This window comes from Flavobacterium ammonificans (assembly GCF_020886115.1).
Classification (GTDB): domain Bacteria; phylum Bacteroidota; class Bacteroidia; order Flavobacteriales; family Flavobacteriaceae; genus Flavobacterium; species Flavobacterium ammonificans.
Genome location: NZ_AP025185.1, coordinates 1387599 through 1406747 on the forward strand (window position 1 = coordinate 1387599; position 19149 = coordinate 1406747).

Genomic DNA, 19149 nt, shown 5'->3' on the forward strand with positions numbered 1-19149 from the left:
TCTAAATTAAGATATCACTTTCTAAATCTGATTTTTCAATTTCAATATCAAAACCTAATTTAGATACTAATTCTATAACCAAGTTTTTGTACCAGTTTTCAGATTTTGGATGAATGTAAATTTTATCAATCAATTGGCTGATATCCACATTGATTTTAATTCCATCATTAATGTTGATTTTAGTATCGGAAGTATCAGATATAATTCGGACTTCACGTTCGTATTGAAAGCTTTTTCGTTTGAACAAGAAGGGAAAAAATAAATCATCAAACGGAATATATTCTTTCTTATAATCGATATAATTCACTTGCCCGATGTATTGCTTTAAGTTTTTTTCAGGTTCCAATGCTTTTTGCAATCGCCCAATAGTAGATTGGATAGCCAATCCTTCACTGTTTTGTGTGAAAATTTGCCACATAGCGAAAGATTCGTATTCATTGATGTGCCAACTACTAATAGCTACTTTTTCGCGGTGGGTTTTGTAATAATTTAAAAATTCAGGATTGTTAACAGCTAATTTTTTAATCTCCTCAAAAGTGGGTTCGCTAAAAGTACCTTCGTATTGGTCTTCAAATTTATCAGAACGCGACATGAATAACTTTTGAGAAAGTAACAAATCCAAAAATTTAGACAAATCCAAATATTTCCAAACAATGGTGTTTGGATCTTCAGGGAGTTTAATATTTGGACTTGATAAATACATTTTTATTCGAGTGATTGCATACTCACCAATTTGTTGTAGGTTCCGTTCAATGCAATTAATTCTTCATGAGTGCCTTGTTCTACAATTCGACCTTTTTGCATTACAACAATTTTGTTTGCTTTTTGAATAGTAGAGAGGCGGTGTGCAATAACAATAGATGTTCGGTTTTGCATCATATTTTCGAGGGCTACTTGCACAAATTTTTCACTTTCAGTATCCAATGCTGAAGTCGCCTCGTCTAAAATCATAATTGGTGGATTTTTTAAAACTGCACGTGCAATCGATAGACGTTGTTTTTGACCTCCTGATAATTTATTACCGCTATCACCTATATTAGTGTGAATTCCATGAGGCAATTCGTTCACAAATTCAAAAGCATTGGCAATTTTTAGGGCTTCGATAATTTCTTCATCAGTAGCATCCTCTTTTCCTAAAGCAATATTAGCTTTTATTGTGTCATTAAATAATATACTGTCTTGAGTAACTAGGCCTATTAAACCTCGCAAGCAATGAATATCTAATTTTTTAATATCAATACCATCAATTTGAATGGTACCTTCGTTCACATCATAAAAGCGAGTCAATAAATTGGCAATTGTACTTTTTCCGCTACCAGATTGACCTACTAACGCAACTGTTTGCCCTTTGTTTACCTCTAATGAAAACTCTTTCAGTACATTATCATCTTTGTATTTAAAGTTGATATTTGAGATGGTAATATTTGAATCAAATGATTTTTTAATTATGGCATTTTTATCATTTGGAATGGTGTTTTCAATTTCTAAAACTTCAAAAACACGTTCGGCGGCAGCTAATCCATTTTTAACAGCATAAGAAGCTTTAGAGATGTTTTTGGCAGGTGTCAATATGTTGTAAGCAAGTAACATATATACAAGAAATAGCGAGCCATCCAATGTTTTGTCGACTAATACTAGATTGCCCCCATACCAAAGTAAGGTTGCTATGGTCACAATTCCCATAAATTCGCTTAAGGGTGAAGCTAAATTATTTTTGTTTCCAATTAAATTTGAAAAAACAAAAAGTCTGTTGATGGAATCTCCAAACATAGTTTTGAATATTCCTTCAGCATTGTAACTTTTGATTACTTTAAGTCCAGATAAACTTTCTTCAACTAAAGAAATAAAATAACCACTTTCCTCTTGTGCTCGAGTGGATTTTGCTTTTAAACTTTTACCTACTTTTGAAATTACAAATCCTGAAATTGGTATAAAAATAAATACAAATAATGTTAAATTAACACTAATGTTTAACATTGCAATTATGGTAAAAAGTATTGTTAAAGGTTCTTTAACGATGAGTTCAAGAATAGAGAAAAATGAATTTTGAACTTCATTCACATCGCCTAGCATTCTCGCCATCATATCTCCTTTTCTTTTTTCTGAATAATAAGGGATAGGTAATTCTACAATCTTATCATACATCGTTTTTCTTAAATCACGCAAAACACCGTTTTTTAGATGGGTAATGTGATAAGAAGCTAAAAAATTAAATACATTTTTCAATAAAAAGGTAATAATTACTAATACAACCACTAACAATAAAGCAGACTCAGGCCCCTGTGTTTTATTTAAATGAGAGATATTATAGAAAAGCCATTCTTTTCCAAATTTCCCAATATTTTCAATTCCGTTAAACACTGGTTCTTTGATTACTTCATTGCTTTTTTTGAATAAAACTTCCAGTAATGGAAATAATGTAATCATGGAAAGAGTGCTAAATAAAGCGTATAAAATATTATATACAATGTTGAGAACAATGTTTGTCTTATACGGTTTCGTATATGGTAATAGTTTAATTAAGTTTTTTTCCATTAATTTAATTCAATTGCATTGCTGCGATTATGTTTTTAATTTTTTGATTCAATTCAGTTTCAACTGCTCTAAAATTTTCGACTTTATCCAAAATAGTGTTTACACTAAAATAGAATTTTATTTTTGGTTCCGTTCCACTTGGTCGCGCGCAAATTTTAGAACCGTCTTCCAAATAGTAGATTAACACATTCGATTTAGGAATAGCAATTGGCTCAATTTCGTTTGTTATTCTGTTTAATGAAGTTGAATTTTGGTAATCATCAATACATACCACGCGTTGACCATTGATTTCATCAACAGGATTTTCACGCAAGTCAATCATCATTTGATTGATTTCGGCTAGTCCGTCAATACCTTTTTTGGTTAACGAAATCAAATGCTCTTTGTAGCAACCAAAATCAACATACAAATTCAATAACTCTTGGTATAACGAACTTCCAGAGGCTTTCGCCAAAGCGGCAATTTCACATACTAAAAGCGAAGCGCCCACCGCATCTTTGTCGCGAACGGCATCGCCTACCATAAACCCAAAACTTTCTTCTCCACCGCCGATGAATTTTTGGTTAGGGAAATCCTTAATCATTTTGGCAATCCATTTGAAACCAGTCAACCCAACTTTGCATTCTACTCCATAAGCAGAGGCTAATTCGAGCATCATCGGAGTCGATACAATTGTCGAACCTACGAATTCAGTTCCAGTAATTTTATCGGCACGTTTCCATTGTTCTAATAAAAATGCCGTCATGATAATCATTGTCTGATTGCCATTCAATAATATCATTTTACCTTCAGTATTTCTTACAGCTACGCCTAAACGATCTGAATCGGGATCAGTACCAATTACAATATCAGCATCTGTTTCTTCCGCTAATTGCATGGCCATACTTAAAGCTTCTGGTTCTTCTGGATTAGGGGATTTAACAGTTGGAAAATCTCCGTTTGGTTCTGCTTGTTCTTTAACAATATGAACTTGTGAGTATCCCGCTTGCGCCAAAACGGTTGGAATCGATTTAATCGAAGTTCCGTGTAGCGAAGTGTATACGATTTTTAAGTTTTCTTTGGCTGCTGCCGGTGTTGTTTTAAAACTGGCGTTCTCAATTGTAGATTGATGAAAAGCAGCATCAACTTCTGCTCCAATATATTGAATTAGATCAGCGTTGGCTTCAAACTTGATTTCGTCATAATTCAAGGCTTCGATTAACTCAATAATCTCACCATCTTGAGGTGGTACTAATTGACCTCCATCTTGCCAATATACTTTGTATCCGTTGTATTCTGGTGGATTATGAGAAGCAGTCAACACAATTCCTGCATGACAATTCAAATGTTTTACTGTAAATGACAATTCGGGAGTTGTACGCAATTCTGAAAATAAGAAAACCTGAATTCCATTGGCAGAAAACACATCAGCAACTACTTTAGCCAAAGTATCGCTGTTGTGGCGGCAATCGTAAGCAATAGCTACACGTAAATTTTCACCAGGAAATACTTTTTTCAAATAGTTAGACAAACCTTGGGTGTTTTTTCCTAAGGTGTATTGGTTAATGCGGTTAGTTCCAACTCCCATAACGCCACGCATTCCACCCGTTCCAAATTCCAAATTCTTATAAAAACTTTCTTCTAGCTCTTGTGGAGCTGAAGTCATCATTTCTTTAATTGTATTTTGTGTTGCTGAGTCAAAATTAGGCGAAAGCCATTCGTTTACTTTGTCTAAAATAGTTTGTTTGATTTCCATTTATGTCTATTATTTGGTATAACCAATCTTTTTTCGTTCTTGTTGCACCTTATCTTGTTGCTTGGAATCCATCAAATGATTCAGTGCTTTATAAATCTCTGGACCCGAGCCTTAAGGCGAACAGGCGCAGCAAACTGCTGTTCAATTTCCGTTACTCGTTTTGTTAATTCTTCATACGTCAGTGCAAATTTTCGAAGCGAAACAAAACTGCGCATGATGGCAATGTTAATTTCAATAGCTTTTTCGTTATTCAAAACACTTGAAAGCATTGCTACGCCCTGTTCTGTAAACGCAAAGGGCATGTATCTTATTCCTCCTCTGTTTGAGGTCACAATTTGTGACCTCAAACATTGAAATTCTTCTTCGGTTAATTCAAACATGAAGTCTTCAGGGAATCTATTTAGATTTCTTCTAACAGCTTGTTTTAGAGTTCTTGTTTCCGTATTGTACAATTCAGCTAAATCAAAATCGAGTAGTACTTTGTGATCTCTGATTTCGATAATTTTTTGGGTAATGATTTGGGAGTTGGGCATTTAATTCAAATAAGTTTTTAATTCAGTTCATTAGCAATTTTATAACGTTCTTCATTATTTTTTGTGCGAAGGATTATTTCGCCTAAAAACCCAGCTAGGAATAATTGCGAACCAATAATCATAGCGGTTAGCGCGATATAAAACAGTGGATTATTTGTTACCAATATGGTATCGTAACCCGAGTACAAACGGAATAATTTGACACCAATAATCAAACCTGTAGAAACAAAACCAATGATAAACATTAATACGCCCACAGCTCCAAAAAAGTGCATAGGTCGTTTCCCATAACGTGATAAAAACCAAATGGTAATTAAATCTAAAAATCCATTGATAAATCGGCTCATGCCAAATTTTGACTCGCCATATTTTCTAGCCTGATGTTGAACTACTTTTTCGCCAATTTTATTGAAACCGGCGTTTTTAGCTAAAACAGGAATGTAACGGTGCATTTCTCCTGAAACTTCTACATTTTTCACCACCACATTTTTGTAAGCTTTAAGACCGCAATTGAAATCATTCAAATATACACCCGAAGTTTTTCGAGCTGCCCAGTTGAATAATTTGGAAGGCAAATTTTTAGCAACAACAGAATCGTAGCGTTTCTTTTTCCATCCCGAAACCAAGTCAAAGTTTCCATTGGTAATCATGTCATACAATCCAGGAATTTCTTCCGGGCTATCTTGCAAATCAGCATCCATAGTAATGATAACATCTCCTTTGGCTTTGGCAAAACCTGCATGTAAGGCTTGCGACTTGCCAAAATTCTTCATGAAACGAATTCCTTTTACATTCGAATTTTCCTGAGCAAATTGTTCGATGCACTGCCAAGAATTATCTGTACTACCATCATCAAGGAAGATGATTTCGTAAGTGTAATTATTCGTTTGCATCACTTTGACAATCCAAGTGTACAATTCGTTCAATGATTCCTCTTCGTTAAGAAGCGGGATAAGTATGGATAGATTCATGTATTATTATTCTTGTGACTTACTTTTAAAAAATGCGGCTAATATCAATCCAAAAATTATTGAACCTAACATTGACTGAAAAAAACCTGTTATAAGTCCTTGGAATGAAAATTGCGAATTTTCTTTTAATTGAGTAATCATTTCATTAATTGCTTTTGGTGGTGCTCCAAAATTTTGCATCATTTTAACTTGACTTTTTATGAATAGCTCACTGATTTGATCACGTGCTTCTGTATCTATGAAGTTAAAAAGAAGTATGCTAAATGCTGTAGAAACCGTTACGCCTATCAAGGCTGAAATAAAATAAGTAGTAAATCCTTCTTTAAATGATAAATTACCTTTTAAATCTTTTTTGGTGTTAAAAAGTAAAATTATACCAATAATCAAGTATAAACCAATAAGACTAAATCCAATCCACATATTGACAAATAGATTTAAGTCTATTGAATACATTATAGTAGTAGAGAAAACTGAAATTATAGCTGTAATAATTCCATATGTAACGCCATTTTTTTTAATAATTTCGTTTATCATGACTTTGTAGTTTTAAATTAATCTACAAATATAGTAATTCCGAGTTTATTTGCTGCTAAAAATCAGTATTAAGCCATAGTTAAAAAAAGTAAGTTAAAGATTTGTTTATTGAAAAATAAGTGTAAATTTGCAGTCTCAAAATAATAAATGTAAAACAAAAAGTTATAATCGGTTTATACCTTTTCTGTTAGAAGAAAAGCTTCAAAGCAAGATTATAATTGAATTTAATAAAAAAGAATTACGATGAAAAAAGGTGTACACCCAGAAAATTACAGATTAGTTGCTTTTAAAGACATGTCAAATGATGACGTTTTTATTACTAAATCTACTGCTGATGCTAAAGAAACAATCACTGTTGATGGTGTAGAATATCCAGTTGTTAAAATGGAGATTTCTAGAACTTCTCACCCTTTTTACACAGGTAAATCTAAATTAATTGATACTGCAGGACGTATCGATAAATTCAAAACGAAATACGCGAAACACGTTAAATAATTTTAATTTGTTTTTTACTATACTAAGCCTCACAATTTGTGAGGCTTTTTTTATGTAAATCTTTGTAACTTTGAGCCTTTATAACTTTGTAAAAATTTAAAATGAATTATATTCTTTTCGACGGTCCCTCTAGAAATGCCCTTTTGCCTTTTACTTTCACACGTCCCGTTGCCGATATTTTAATTGGAATTTTGACAATTCGTCAAAAATGGGAAGCTTACTTAGGATCTACTACCACCACTTTGACCGAAGAATATCTTTCAGATAAATTTCCAATGGTGGAAATGGAGCAGAACGTAATGATTAATGCTTCTTTTTTGCCTAACGCTTCTTTAGTTGAAATGATTCAGAATTTAGAATCGAATCAAGCTATTTTTAAAGGAGATGAGGTTGTTGCTTTCTTTACGAATGAAGACCAAGAAGAAGTTGATTTTGATACGTATGAAATAGTAGAATTTTCAGGTGACTGTTTGACGGTTCAAAATACCTGGGATATTTTTTCTAAAAATGATGCGGTACTTCGTGCCGATTTTGAGTTGGTGACTCAGGATAGAAAATCGCAACCCATTCCAAAAACAGTGAATACAATTGCTCCTGAAAATATTTTTATCGAAGAAGGAGCCAAATTGGAGTTTGTTACATTGAATGCTTCCACAGGCCCAATTTACATTGGGAAGAATGCTGAGATTATGGAAGGCGCTGTAATTCGTGGTCCGTTTGCTTTATGCGAAGGAGCAGGGGTTAAAATGGCTGCCAAAATTTACGGAGCAACTACTGTAGGACCTTTTTCTAAAATTGGAGGCGAAGTGAACAACTCGGTTTTATTTGGCTATTCTAATAAAGGGCATGATGGATTTTTAGGCAATTCGGTTTTAGGAGAATGGTGCAATATTGGTGCGGATAGTAATAATTCCAATCTTAAAAACAATTACGAGGAAGTCAAATTATGGAGTTACGAAACCGAAGGTTTTGCAAAAACAGGTTTGCAATTTTGTGGTTTGATTATGGGAGATCATAGTAAATGCGCAATAAACACTATGTTCAATACAGGAACTGTTGTGGGTGTAAGTGCCAATATTTTTGGGAGTGGTTTTCCGCGTAATTTTGTACCGAGTTTTTCTTGGGGAGGAGCCGCTGGATTTACTACCTATGTTACAAGCAAAGCTTTTGCAACGGCAAAACTAGTTATGAGCCGCAGAAATGTGGAATTTGACGAAAAAGAACAAGCAATTTTAGAACAGGTTTTTGAGGAAACTAAGAAGTGGAGAAAAGAATAAAAGATTAGAATACTATACAAAAAAAACTCGCATCAATTGACGCGAGTTTTTTTATTTATTTACTTGACTCTAATAAAACGATCTTTCAACTTGATTTCTTTCATTCGTTTGTCGTCAGGATTTTTTCGATACAATACAATCTCACTTTCTTTATTTCCCGAAATTAAACTTAATTTAGTGATGATGTTGTTTAAAGTGGTTTCTCTGCGTTTAGTTGTACTTGAATAATTTTCTGTAATTTCTTCTTGTTCAAATAAATTGTTTAATGAGTTAAGCGGAATATAGTCAGCTTGGTTTTTAATTAAATGTAAAATGATTTTTAATTCATTGGCATCAAAGGCGTCGATAATTTTACCCTTAAAGAGTAATTGTTGTGAAGCACTGTCAAATAGCAAGCTATTATTAGAATTAATGGTGCCTTTTATTTTTAATTTATAAAACAGATAGAAAAGAAACAATACGAGACCAATTAATAGAAACGAATACATCCAGGTTGAATATGGTGTAGTTATAAACGTTTCTGTGTATATTGGATTTACTAAAATTGTTTTTAATTTTAATCGAATAATTTTACTAGAAGCATTCGTGCTTAAGAAATGTAATGCTACTATTTCTTGAGATTTTTCATCAAAATAAATGAATTTAGGTAGAATAAGTGAAGGAAGTAGATACTTTTTAATGGTGTTATTCTCAATATCAATCTCTAAAAGTTTATTATCAGAACCACGGCTCAGCATGTACATTTTTGAACCAACTTGAAAGTTGATGTGGTTTTCTATTGAGTTGTATTTGGTATTATATACGCCTTCTTTGCTCCATTTCATGGATTTAAGATTGAGTTTCCAAACTATATCATCGGCAAATTTTTGTCCAAAGTAAAAACTATCAGGGTCTTCTGACCAGCCACCAAAAACGTATAAAGCATCTCCAATTAAAACAATATTAGCATCGCGTCTTGGAGACGGAAATTCATTGCCAAAAGTTTGAATAGACATCCATTCTCTGGATTTAAAAATGTATTTGGTTAGAATGTTTTTGTAAGTAAATAAACCATAACCTCCAAAGTAGTATATCTCGTTATTGTAAACGAAATTAGAAGATCCAAATTGATTTTGATGTAAAAACGATTTATCAATGCGCACAATAGAATCATTACGCCATTCTAACACTGGTCCGCAACCATTGTGTGCAAAATAATTCTTGCCTTTAATTTGAAAAGCGTTGTATCTAGAAATTATTTCAGGATAATTAGAATGCTTTAAGCGCTGAATCTGGTCAGGGTTGTTTCTGTAAAAAATGGAATCATGTTCAATGACAATTGCGTCATTGGTTTTTGCATCTTTAAAAAGAAAACTTTCCCCTTTGTATTTGTCAGTTTGAGAAAATCCTTTTGGAGAGGTATGTAAAAGTACTAGATAGAAAATAATTAAAAGCCTATTCATAAATCCCGAATTGTTTAATTTTTTTCTAAAATACAAAAAAATAGTATACTACAAAACCACTGTTGGTTCTAAATTAAGATTTCCCCTAACTTCGTTCACTATACTGATGAATTCGTATTTCAATTTTTTAGGAATTCGCTTTTCAATGATCATATTATTTTTCAACACAATTTGAAGGCGGTAACTTTTGAAATCAAGAGAATTCATTACCAAAAAGTTGATTGTAAATATTACAATTGAAAAAACTGATAATTCTAAGTTCAAGTAATTCAAACAAAAAAGAGTGAAAATAAAATAACTGATAAGAAATATTTTCAAAACGAATTGACGCTGATGTACACTAATGTGAATTTTTGATACATCAGAATATGGAATTTGTTCTTTACTATTAGATCTAGGATTCAAAATAATGCCATTGTTTGATATGCTTATGATGGCTGTGGTTTCTTTTGAAATCATAACATGTGGGGTTTTGGTTAATGAAGAAAATAGTAGGGATACTTTCTTAAATGTAAAATTCAGCAAAAGATTCTTTACTCTTCAAAAAAATGCACGAAACAATATTTTCTGCTATTTTTCGTGACTAAACAGTTGTTAATCAAATAGGATTATTTATTTAAATTAACTTCAATAATATGTTTTGTCCATTTTTTTTACTTTTTGGACTATAGAAAGTCTGTTTTTATTGGCTTCTTCTAGCTATTTGATGTCTTATTTTGATTCAACTAGAGTACTTTTTTTAAGCAGTATCTGAAATTCCAAATGGGTTTGAAATTAATTTTTTTGTCTATGATTAATAAAGAGGAGAATTGAATTATATTTGCGCCTTCTAAAAATAGAGGTCGGATTATCGATTTCTCAATCCACTAAAACCAATAGGTAATGATTACAGTTAATGATATTTCTGTCCAGTTTAGCGGAACAACACTTTTTAGTGAAGTTTCTTTTGCAATAAATGAAAATGATAAAATTGCCCTTATGGGTAAAAATGGCGCCGGAAAATCGACGCTTTTAAAAATTATCGCAGGACAAAGTAAACCTACTACGGGTTCGATTTCGGCCCCAAAAGAAGCGGTAGTGGCTTATTTGCCTCAACATTTATTGACAACGGATGGCGCAACTGTAATTGAAGAAGCGTCTAAGGCTTTTGGTGAAATATTTAAAATGAAAGCTGAAATTGACGAAATAAATGAGCAATTGACCGTTCGTACGGATTATGAAAGTGATGAGTACATGAAGTTGATTGAGCGTGTTTCTGATTTGAGTGAGAAATATTACGCTATTGAAGAAGTCAATTACGAAGCTGAGGTAGAAAAAATATTAATCGGTTTAGGATTTGAGCGTACTGATTTTACGCGACAAACATCTGAATTTTCTGGTGGTTGGAGAATGCGAATTGAATTGGCTAAAATTTTATTGCAAAAACCCGACCTGATTTTGTTGGATGAGCCAACGAACCATATGGATATCGAAAGTATTCAATGGCTAGAGGATTTTTTGGTAAACCAAGCCAAAGCAGTAGTGGTGATTTCGCATGATAGGGCTTTTGTTGATAATATTACTAATCGTACTATAGAAGTTACTATGGGACGTATTTATGATTATAAAGCCAAATATTCTCATTATTTGGAATTGAGAAAAGACCGACGTATGCACCAGCAAAAAGCCTACGATGAGCAACAAAAAATGATTGCTGATAATAGAGCGTTTATTGACCGATTCAAAGGTACTTTTTCAAAAACAGATGCCGTACAATCACGAGTTAAGATGTTGGAGAAACTAGAAATAGTTCAAGTTGATGAGGTGGATACATCTGCATTGAAACTGAAATTTCCTCCGGCTGCACGTTCAGGACAATATCCTGTAATTGTAAAAGAATTATCGAAATCGTATGGTGACCATGTCGTTTTTAAAGACGCTAATTTGGTTATTGAGCGTGGACAGAAAGTCGCTTTTGTTGGAAAAAATGGAGAAGGTAAATCGACTATGATTAAAGCCATTATGAAAGAAATTGGCATTGATAGCGGAAGTGTCGAAATTGGTCACAATGCTCAAATTGGTTATTTCGCTCAAAACCAAGCGGCTTTATTGGATGGGAACGCTTCGATTTTTGAAACTATTGACGATATTGCTGTCGGTGATGTTCGTACCAAAATCAAAGATATTTTAGGAGCGTTTATGTTTCATGGTGACGATGTGACCAAGAAAGTAAAAGTGCTTTCAGGAGGAGAGAAAACTCGTTTAGCGATGATTAAATTGTTGTTAGAACCTGTTAACTTATTGATTTTGGATGAGCCTTCCAATCATCTGGATATGAAAACCAAAGATATAATTAAAGACGCCTTAAAAGATTTTGATGGTACTTTAATTTTAGTATCTCACGATCGAGATTTCTTAGATGGATTAGCTACTAAAGTTTTTGAATTCGGAAACAAAAGAGTGGTGGAACACTTTGAAGATATTGCGGGTTTCTTAGCACATAAAAAAATGGAAAACCTTCGAGAAATCGAGAAGTAGTTTTTATCGGAACCGACTTTCTTTATTTCTATTCAAATCTATTCTTCTGAAAAATATCCTTATTTTTACCCGTAAGTAATGGCTTTAACTATGGATACTAATAAGATTTCGGTGTATTGCATGCCTGGTTTAGCGGCTAGTTCGTTAATATTTGAACGTATTGCATTGCCTGAATCTGTTTTTGAAGTGCATCTTTTAGATTGGGAATTGCCTATAGGTAACGAACCTTTAATGGATTATGCTAAACGAATGTCAGAGAAGGTTACAGCTCCTAATCCGGTATTGATAGGTGTCTCTTTTGGGGGTATTCTGGTTCAGGAAATGGCTGCATTTTTGAATCCTTTAAAAGTAATCATTATCTCAAGTGTCAAATCTAATGCTGAGTTTCCTCGTCGAATGAAGATAGCAAAGACTACTAAAGCATACAAATTAATTCCCACTTCTATATTTGCAAATATTGAAAAATTAAGTACATTTTCTTTTGGAAAGTCCATCACTCAGCGATTAAAATTATATGAACGCTATTTGTCGGTTCGCGAGGTACATTATTTGGATTGGGCAATCGAGAATGTAATTTTATGGGAGCCAAAACAACTAAACCAAAATGTAATTCATATTCATGGTGATGCCGATGAAGTGTTTCCCATTGAAAATATAAAAAAGTGTATTGTAGTTAAAGGCGGTACACATGTCATGATTTTAAGTAAATACAAATGGCTCAACGAAAATCTTCCTTTGTTAATTCAAGGGAATTAGAAGTACTAAATTCAATTCAATACCCAATGATTAAATCAACAAATATTTTTCGTAAATCGGTTCTTGTTATTGGCGTAATGCTAATTAGTGGTCTTTTTATTTTTGCATCCAAATTAGAATTACCTTCTAAATGGATTGCCCAATTCAATCCTAATTATTTCCCTGCTAAAATTGATTTTGCTGGGGAGGCAGTGCCTTTGCAAATTGCTGATGTACAAGAGCGTTTGGATAGAGAGTTATTAGTGAATAAACATTTGAACGCTTCGACTTTTTTAATTTTAAAAAGAGCTCGCCGAGCATTTTCGGTAATTGAACCTATTTTAAAGAAAAACGGAATTCCGGATGATTTTAAATACGTTGCTGTGATTGAGAGTGGTTTGGTTAATGCTGTTTCTCCGGCTGGAGCCAAAGGAGTTTGGCAATTTATGCCTGAAACGGCTAAAGAAATTGGTTTGGAAGTGAACGAAAATGTAGATGAGCGTTATCATTTAGAAAAAGCAACAGAAGCAGCTTGTGCTTATTTCTTGAAAGCTAAAGAGAGATTTGGCAATTGGACTTTAGTAGCAGCATCCTACAATGCCGGTGGAAGTGGCATCAAAAAACAAATGGATCTTCAAAAAGTAACTAATTATTACGATTTATTGTTGAATGACGAAACTTCTCGTTATATTTTTAGAACCTTAGCTTTAAAACAAATTATGCAAAATCCAGAACAGTATGGTTTTCCTATTGGTGAAGAAGAAAAATATCGAATAGTGCCAACAAAGAAAATTACTATTGATACCACAGTTAACGATTTAGCTAGTTTGGCAAAACAACAAGGGATAAATTATAAAATTCTAAAAATTCACAATCCTTGGTTGCGAGCCACTAAGTTGGTCAATCCGACCAATAAAAAATACCAACTAGAAATTCCTTTGGAAGGGTATTAACTAATTGAAAATATGTCTTGAGAAGTAATGAATAGGTGAGGTAAACGAGTTAAGAATTAAAGACGAGAACATAAGCAGGATAACTGTCAACCTGAACTTGTTTCAGGTTCTAAATTAATTGAATTTAAAATGGCTAATAGGGTATACCATAATTATTGGGTGTATATTGTAACGAATAAACCTAATGGAGTTCTTTATATTGGAGTCACAGGAGGTTTAGATGATAGAATGGAGAGGCATGTTAGCGGAGAAGGATCAAAATTTACCTCAAAGTACAAGTTAAAAACTTTAGTCTATTTCGAAGAATTTCAATATGTTAATGATGCAATTGCTAGAGAAAAACAATTAAAAAATTGGCACAGACAGTGGAAGATAAATTTAATTGAGGAATCTAATCCTAACTGGATTAATTTATGGGAACAATTAGATTCTGAAACAAGTTCAGAATGACAGACGTACTATATATAATATATTATCTGTCAACCTGAACTTGTTTCAGGTTCTAGAAAATCTATATTTTCTTCATTTGCTCTTTCATCATACTGATTTGTTCTTTCAGCATGTTTTGTTTGTCCAGCTTTTTAGCTTCATTCAATAATGAAGTTGCTTCTAGTTTGCGTCTTCTAGACATAGCAATACCAGCTAGGTTTAATTTGGCAACAGCCAAATCCATATCCATAGACAATCCTAATTCGATAGCTTTTTTGAAAAATTTCTCTGATTGGTTAATGTTGGTTTGCGAAAGCATAATTCCATGCAAGTAATTAAAGTACCCTTGCTGTTTTTGAATTAAAGCGCCTTCTGGATTTTTTATTTTATCCAACCATTTTCTAGCACCTTCAAAATCTTGCTTTCTTAACTTTAGAAACGCCAATAAAATGAATTCGTTTTTGAAATATAAAAAAACTGGTATGATTGATAGTAGTAAAAGGAATATTCCATTTCCGATGTTACTTTCAGTAAATTGCCAAATGCCAGCAGCTACAATAAGTCCGGCAAGAATAAGTTTGATATTTTTGTGAAACATAATAGGTTTGAATTTATGATTGCAAAGATAGTAAAAGGAATTAAAAATATTTTTATAAAACTACTTGCTAGAAAAAAAAGTCTTTGTATATTTGCACTCGGTTTTCGGGTAACGGTTATTCAAAAACTACAAGACATATAAATAAAGATTTTAAAGATACAAACCAATGAGCAAAAGAACGTTTCAACCATCGAAAAGAAAAAGAAGAAATAAACACGGATTTATGGACAGAATGGCTTCTGCTAATGGAAGAAAAGTTCTTGCAAGAAGAAGAGCTAAAGGAAGACATAAATTGACTGTTTCTAGCGAACCTAGACACAAAAAATAATGGTTATTCTATAATCAATATAAAGCCGTTACTATTTTTTAGTAACGGCTTTTTTTTGAATATTTAAGCTAACTTTGGGTCGGTTGACCATAAAAGAGTTTCCACTACATACTATACAATCATAAAATAAAGTTTACAACAACACACTAATACTACCAAAATGCCAAAAGACACATCCATAAAATCCGTTTTAATAATAGGTTCAGGTCCTATCGTAATTGGTCAAGCTTGCGAATTTGATTATGCAGGTTCTCAATCAGCACGTTCTATTCGTGAGGAAGGAATCGAAGTGATATTAATCAATTCGAATCCAGCTACGATTATGACTGATCCTTCTATGGCCGATCATGTTTACTTGAAACCATTGACAACCAAGTCGATTATTGAAATCTTGAAAGCACATCCGCAAATTGATGCGGTATTGCCAACAATGGGTGGGCAAACGGCGTTGAACTTGTGTTTAGAAGCAGAAGATAAAGGAATTTGGGAAGATTTTGGGGTTCGTTTGATTGGGGTTGATGTGAACGCCATTAATATTACCGAAGATAGAGAGCAGTTCAAACAATTATTAGAGAAAATTGGTATCCCTGCTGCGCCTGCAAAAACAGCTACTTCGTTCTTACAAGGAAAAGAAATTGCACAAGAATTTGGCTTTCCATTAGTAATTCGCCCCTCATTTACCTTGGGTGGAACAGGTGCGGCTTTTGTGCATAGCAAAGAAGAATTTGACGAAAAACTAACTTACGGTTTAGAAATGTCGCCAATTCACGAAGTGTTGATTGACAAGGCTTTGTTGGGTTGGAAAGAATACGAATTAGAGTTATTGAGAGATAAAAATGACAATGTTGTTATCATCTGTTCTATTGAAAATATGGATCCAATGGGAATCCACACGGGAGATTCTATTACAGTTGCACCAGCGATGACATTATCGGATACGACATTCCAAAAAATGCGTGATATGGCCATTTTGATGATGCGAAGTATCGGAAATTTTGCTGGAGGTTGTAATGTACAATTTGCGGTTTCGCCAGATGAAAAAGAAGATATTGTTGCTATTGAAATCAACCCTCGTGTATCTCGTTCTTCGGCATTGGCATCCAAAGCAACGGGTTATCCAATTGCTAAAATTGCTTCAAAATTAGCCTTAGGATACAACTTAGACGAATTGCAAAATCAAATTACAAAATCAACTTCGGCTTTATTTGAGCCAACATTGGATTATGTAATTGTAAAAATACCACGTTGGAACTTCGACAAATTTGAAGGTGCTGATAAAACTTTAGGACTTCAAATGAAATCAGTAGGTGAGGTGATGGGAATTGGACGTTCGTTCCAAGAAGCTTTACACAAAGCCACGCAATCATTGGAAATCAAAAGAAATGGTTTAGGAGCTGACGGTAAAGGATATACCAATTACGAACAAATTATTGAGAAACTGACTTATGCGAGTTGGGATCGTGTTTTTGTGATTTATGATGCTATCGCAATGGGAATTCCGTTGAGTCGTATTCACGAAATCACAAAAATTGATATGTGGTTCTTGAAACAATATGAGGAATTATTCACTTTAGAGAAAGAAATTACTACATATAAAGTAGATTCTTTACCGAGAGAATTATTGTTGGAAGCTAAGCAAAAAGGATTTTCAGATAGACAAATTGCCCATATGATGGGTTGTTTAGAAAGTCAGGTGCATAGTTTACGTATGGAGTCTAAAATCAAGCGTGTTTACAAATTAGTAGATACTTGTGCTGCCGAGTTTAAGGCACAAACTCCGTATTATTATTCCACTTTCGAGGCTGAAATTGAAAAGCCAAATGGAGAACGTTATGTTCATAATGAAAGTATTGTTACTGATAAAAAGAAAATCATTGTTCTAGGTTCAGGACCAAATAGAATTGGGCAAGGAATTGAGTTTGATTATTCTTGTGTGCACGGGGTACTTGCAGCTAAAGAATGTGGATACGAAACGATTATGATTAACTGTAATCCTGAAACGGTTTCGACTGATTTTGATACGGCGGATAAATTGTATTTTGAGCCAGTTTTTTGGGAGCATATTTATGACATTATTCAACACGAAAAACCAGATGGTGTTATCGTGCAATTAGGAGGTCAAACTGCCTTGAAATTAGCAGAGAAATTATCTAAATACGGAGTGAAAATTTTAGGAACTAGTTTTGATGCTTTGGATTTAGCCGAAGATAGAGGACGTTTCTCTGATTTATTGACCGAATTAAATATTCCGTTCCCTAAATTCGGAATTGCTGAAACAGCTGATGAAGCAGCCGCACTAGCAGATACATTAGATTTTCCATTATTGATTCGTCCTTCGTATGTGTTAGGTGGACAAGGAATGAAAATTGTCATCAACAAACAAGAATTAGAAGAACACGTAATCAATTTATTGAAATCGATTCCAGGAAATAAATTGTTATTAGATCATTACTTAGATGGCGCTATTGAAGCTGAAGCTGATGCGATTTGTGATGCGGATGGCAATGTTTACATCATCGGAATTATGGAACACATTGAGCCTTGTGGCGTACACTCAGGCGATAGTAATGCGACTTTACCTCCATTTAACTTGGGTGAATTTGTGATGCAACAAATTAAAGATCATACCCATAAAATAGCAATTGCGCTTAAAACCGTTGGTTTAATCAACATTCAGTTTGCTATCAAAAATGATGTTGTTTATATTATTGAAGCCAATCCAAGAGCTTCTAGAACCGTTCCTTTTATTGCTAAAGCGTATGGGGAACCTTATGTGAATTATGCTACCAAAGTTATGTTAGGAGCTAACAAAGTCACTGATTTTACATACAATCCACAGTTGAAAGGATATGCTATTAAGCAACCTGTTTTTTCTTTCAGTAAATTCCAAAATGTCAACAAAGCATTGGGACCAGAGATGAAATCAACAGGAGAAAGTATTTTGTTTATTGACGACTTGAAAGACGACCAATTCTATGAATTGTATTCTCGAAGAAAAATGTATTTGAGTAAATAAAAAAACAGATTTAGAATTAAAAAGCCTCTATGCGGAGGCTTTTTTTATGATTACTTCTGAAAGAAAAAAATGAATTTTCAATAGTAATATTAATTAGCGTAATACCATTTTTTATTTTACATTTGTTTAATTAAAACAAAGAAAGGATGAACAACGTTAAAAACGTATTCAGTATCAAAGATCTAGAGAATTTATCTGGAATTAAAGCGCATACTATTCGTATTTGGGAAAAACGATACAACGTTTTGGAGCCTATGCGTACTGATACTAATATTAGATTGTACGATTTAGCTAGTTTGCAAAAGTTGCTTAACATTACTTTACTTCATGACTTTGGATATAAAATATCTAAAATTTCCAAATATCCACCGGAAACAATTCCTGCTTTAGTTCGTGAAATTGTTACTAATAAAACAGCCAAAAGTCATGCGATAAGTGAGTTTAAGATAGCCATGATGAATTTTGATCAAGAGTTATTTTTCAACACTTACGATTGGTTAACCAAAGAGAAATCATTTCAAGAAATATTTTATGATGTTTTCTTGCCACTGATGAATGAGATCGGTATGTTGTGGCAAACAGATACTATAACCCCATCACACGAGCATTTTATTACTTTTTTGATCAAGCAAAAATTACTCATTCAAACAGAACAATTACAAATACGCAAACCTACCAAAACAGATAAAGTTTTTGTATTATCTTTACCAATGAACGAAATTCATGAATTAGGATTGATGTATCTTAATTATGAAATTCTTGCCAAAGGGTATAAAACCATTTATCTAGGTGAAAGTGTTCCAATTGATAGTTTGAAATATTTAAAAAATCATTTTGAGTCTATTGTTTTTGTTTCGTACTTGACAGTGCAGCCAGATAAAGACAATGTAAATGAGTATATAACTGAAATGAAACAGGTGTTAGAATCTGACACTACTTCGCTTTGGTTTATAGGACGAATGGTGGCTCATATCGATCCAGCAATCGTTGATGAAAAGATGCAAGTATTTCAATCTATTGAGGCGTTAGTAAGTAGTATTTAATAAAAAAA

The 19149-nt window shown here is 33.3% G+C and carries 18 protein-coding genes; 9 read left to right on the forward strand and 9 right to left on the reverse strand.

The features are described 5' to 3' along the window. Window position 1 precedes the first annotated feature (1 nt). From LPC20_RS06085 to LPC20_RS06110, 6 genes are all read right to left on the reverse strand, one after another. Complete coding sequence (locus LPC20_RS06085; RefSeq protein WP_229323519.1) at window positions 2-703, reverse strand: hypothetical protein; 702 nt, start codon at window positions 701-703, stop codon at window positions 2-4. Between the two features lie 2 nt (window positions 704-705). Further along, entirely contained in the window at window positions 706-2535 is a 1830-nt protein-coding gene (locus LPC20_RS06090; protein ID WP_229323521.1) for an ABC transporter ATP-binding protein, read from the reverse strand. A 4-nt stretch (window positions 2536-2539) separates the two neighbouring features. After that, complete coding sequence (locus LPC20_RS06095) at window positions 2540-4270, reverse strand: phospho-sugar mutase (protein ID WP_229323523.1); 1731 nt, start codon at window positions 4268-4270, stop codon at window positions 2540-2542. A gap of 80 nt (window positions 4271-4350) precedes the next feature. Then, window positions 4351-4803 carry an ORF6N domain-containing protein gene (locus LPC20_RS06100; protein WP_229323525.1) on the reverse strand — a complete coding sequence of 151 codons (453 nt, stop codon included), beginning with the start codon at window positions 4801-4803 and terminating at the stop codon, window positions 4351-4353. Between the two features lie 17 nt (window positions 4804-4820). Next, entirely contained in the window at window positions 4821-5774 is a 954-nt protein-coding gene (locus LPC20_RS06105; RefSeq protein ID WP_229323527.1) for a glycosyltransferase family 2 protein, read from the reverse strand. A 6-nt stretch (window positions 5775-5780) separates the two neighbouring features. Further along, window positions 5781-6308, reverse strand: coding sequence for a DUF4199 domain-containing protein (locus LPC20_RS06110; protein ID WP_229323529.1), 528 nt, complete (start codon window positions 6306-6308; stop codon window positions 5781-5783). A gap of 243 nt (window positions 6309-6551) precedes the next feature. On the opposite strand from LPC20_RS06110, the gene LPC20_RS06115 reads away from it, so the two are divergent. Then, complete coding sequence (locus tag LPC20_RS06115) at window positions 6552-6803, forward strand: type B 50S ribosomal protein L31 (protein ID WP_229323531.1); 252 nt, start codon at window positions 6552-6554, stop codon at window positions 6801-6803. A 101-nt stretch (window positions 6804-6904) separates the two neighbouring features. Beyond that, the gene (locus LPC20_RS06120; RefSeq protein ID WP_229323533.1) at window positions 6905-8080 is read left to right on the forward strand and encodes a GlmU family protein; all 1176 of its coding nucleotides are present in this window, start codon (window positions 6905-6907) and stop codon (window positions 8078-8080) included. A 59-nt stretch (window positions 8081-8139) separates the two neighbouring features. On the opposite strand, the gene LPC20_RS06125 is transcribed toward LPC20_RS06120, so the two are convergent. Both LPC20_RS06125 and LPC20_RS06130 read right to left on the reverse strand, forming a co-directional pair. Next, on the reverse strand, window positions 8140-9522 hold the full coding sequence (locus LPC20_RS06125; protein ID WP_229323535.1) for a Kelch repeat-containing protein: 1383 nt from the start codon (window positions 9520-9522) through the stop codon (window positions 8140-8142). 48 nt (window positions 9523-9570) lie between these two features. Beyond that, a complete protein-coding gene (locus LPC20_RS06130) occupies window positions 9571-9981 on the reverse strand; it encodes a hypothetical protein (protein WP_229323537.1) in 411 nt (136 codons plus the stop codon). A 423-nt stretch (window positions 9982-10404) separates the two neighbouring features. Here LPC20_RS06130 and LPC20_RS06135 point away from each other — a divergent pair, with 423 nt between their 5' ends. The 4 genes from LPC20_RS06135 (at window position 10405) to LPC20_RS06150 (ending at window position 14177) form a co-directional block, all read left to right on the forward strand. Continuing rightward, a complete protein-coding gene (locus LPC20_RS06135) occupies window positions 10405-12039 on the forward strand; it encodes an ABC-F family ATP-binding cassette domain-containing protein (protein ID WP_229323539.1) in 1635 nt (544 codons plus the stop codon). Between the two features lie 90 nt (window positions 12040-12129). Then, complete coding sequence (locus LPC20_RS06140; protein ID WP_229323541.1) at window positions 12130-12795, forward strand: alpha/beta hydrolase; 666 nt, start codon at window positions 12130-12132, stop codon at window positions 12793-12795. A gap of 26 nt (window positions 12796-12821) precedes the next feature. Further along, complete coding sequence (locus tag LPC20_RS06145; RefSeq protein WP_229323543.1) at window positions 12822-13727, forward strand: lytic transglycosylase domain-containing protein; 906 nt, start codon at window positions 12822-12824, stop codon at window positions 13725-13727. A gap of 129 nt (window positions 13728-13856) precedes the next feature. Next, window positions 13857-14177, forward strand: coding sequence for a GIY-YIG nuclease family protein (locus LPC20_RS06150; protein ID WP_229323545.1), 321 nt, complete (start codon window positions 13857-13859; stop codon window positions 14175-14177). A gap of 61 nt (window positions 14178-14238) precedes the next feature. Here the strand turns inward: LPC20_RS06150 and LPC20_RS06155 are convergent, their stop codons facing one another. Continuing rightward, a complete protein-coding gene (locus LPC20_RS06155) occupies window positions 14239-14754 on the reverse strand; it encodes a DUF2892 domain-containing protein (RefSeq protein ID WP_229323547.1) in 516 nt (171 codons plus the stop codon). A 166-nt stretch (window positions 14755-14920) separates the two neighbouring features. On the opposite strand from LPC20_RS06155, the gene rpmH reads away from it, so the two are divergent. The 3 genes from rpmH to LPC20_RS06170 all read left to right on the forward strand — a co-directional run bounded on the left by rpmH (window position 14921) and on the right by LPC20_RS06170 (window position 19141). Beyond that, window positions 14921-15082, forward strand: coding sequence for a 50S ribosomal protein L34 (gene rpmH, locus LPC20_RS06160; RefSeq protein WP_008464848.1), 162 nt, complete (start codon window positions 14921-14923; stop codon window positions 15080-15082). Between the two features lie 160 nt (window positions 15083-15242). Beyond that, a complete protein-coding gene (gene carB / locus LPC20_RS06165; RefSeq protein ID WP_229323549.1) occupies window positions 15243-18098 on the forward strand; it encodes a carbamoyl-phosphate synthase large subunit in 2856 nt (951 codons plus the stop codon). Window positions 18099-18244: 146 nt separating this feature from the next. Continuing rightward, entirely contained in the window at window positions 18245-19141 is an 897-nt protein-coding gene (locus LPC20_RS06170) for a MerR family transcriptional regulator (RefSeq protein WP_229323551.1), read from the forward strand. Window positions 19142-19149: the final 8 nt, after the last annotated feature.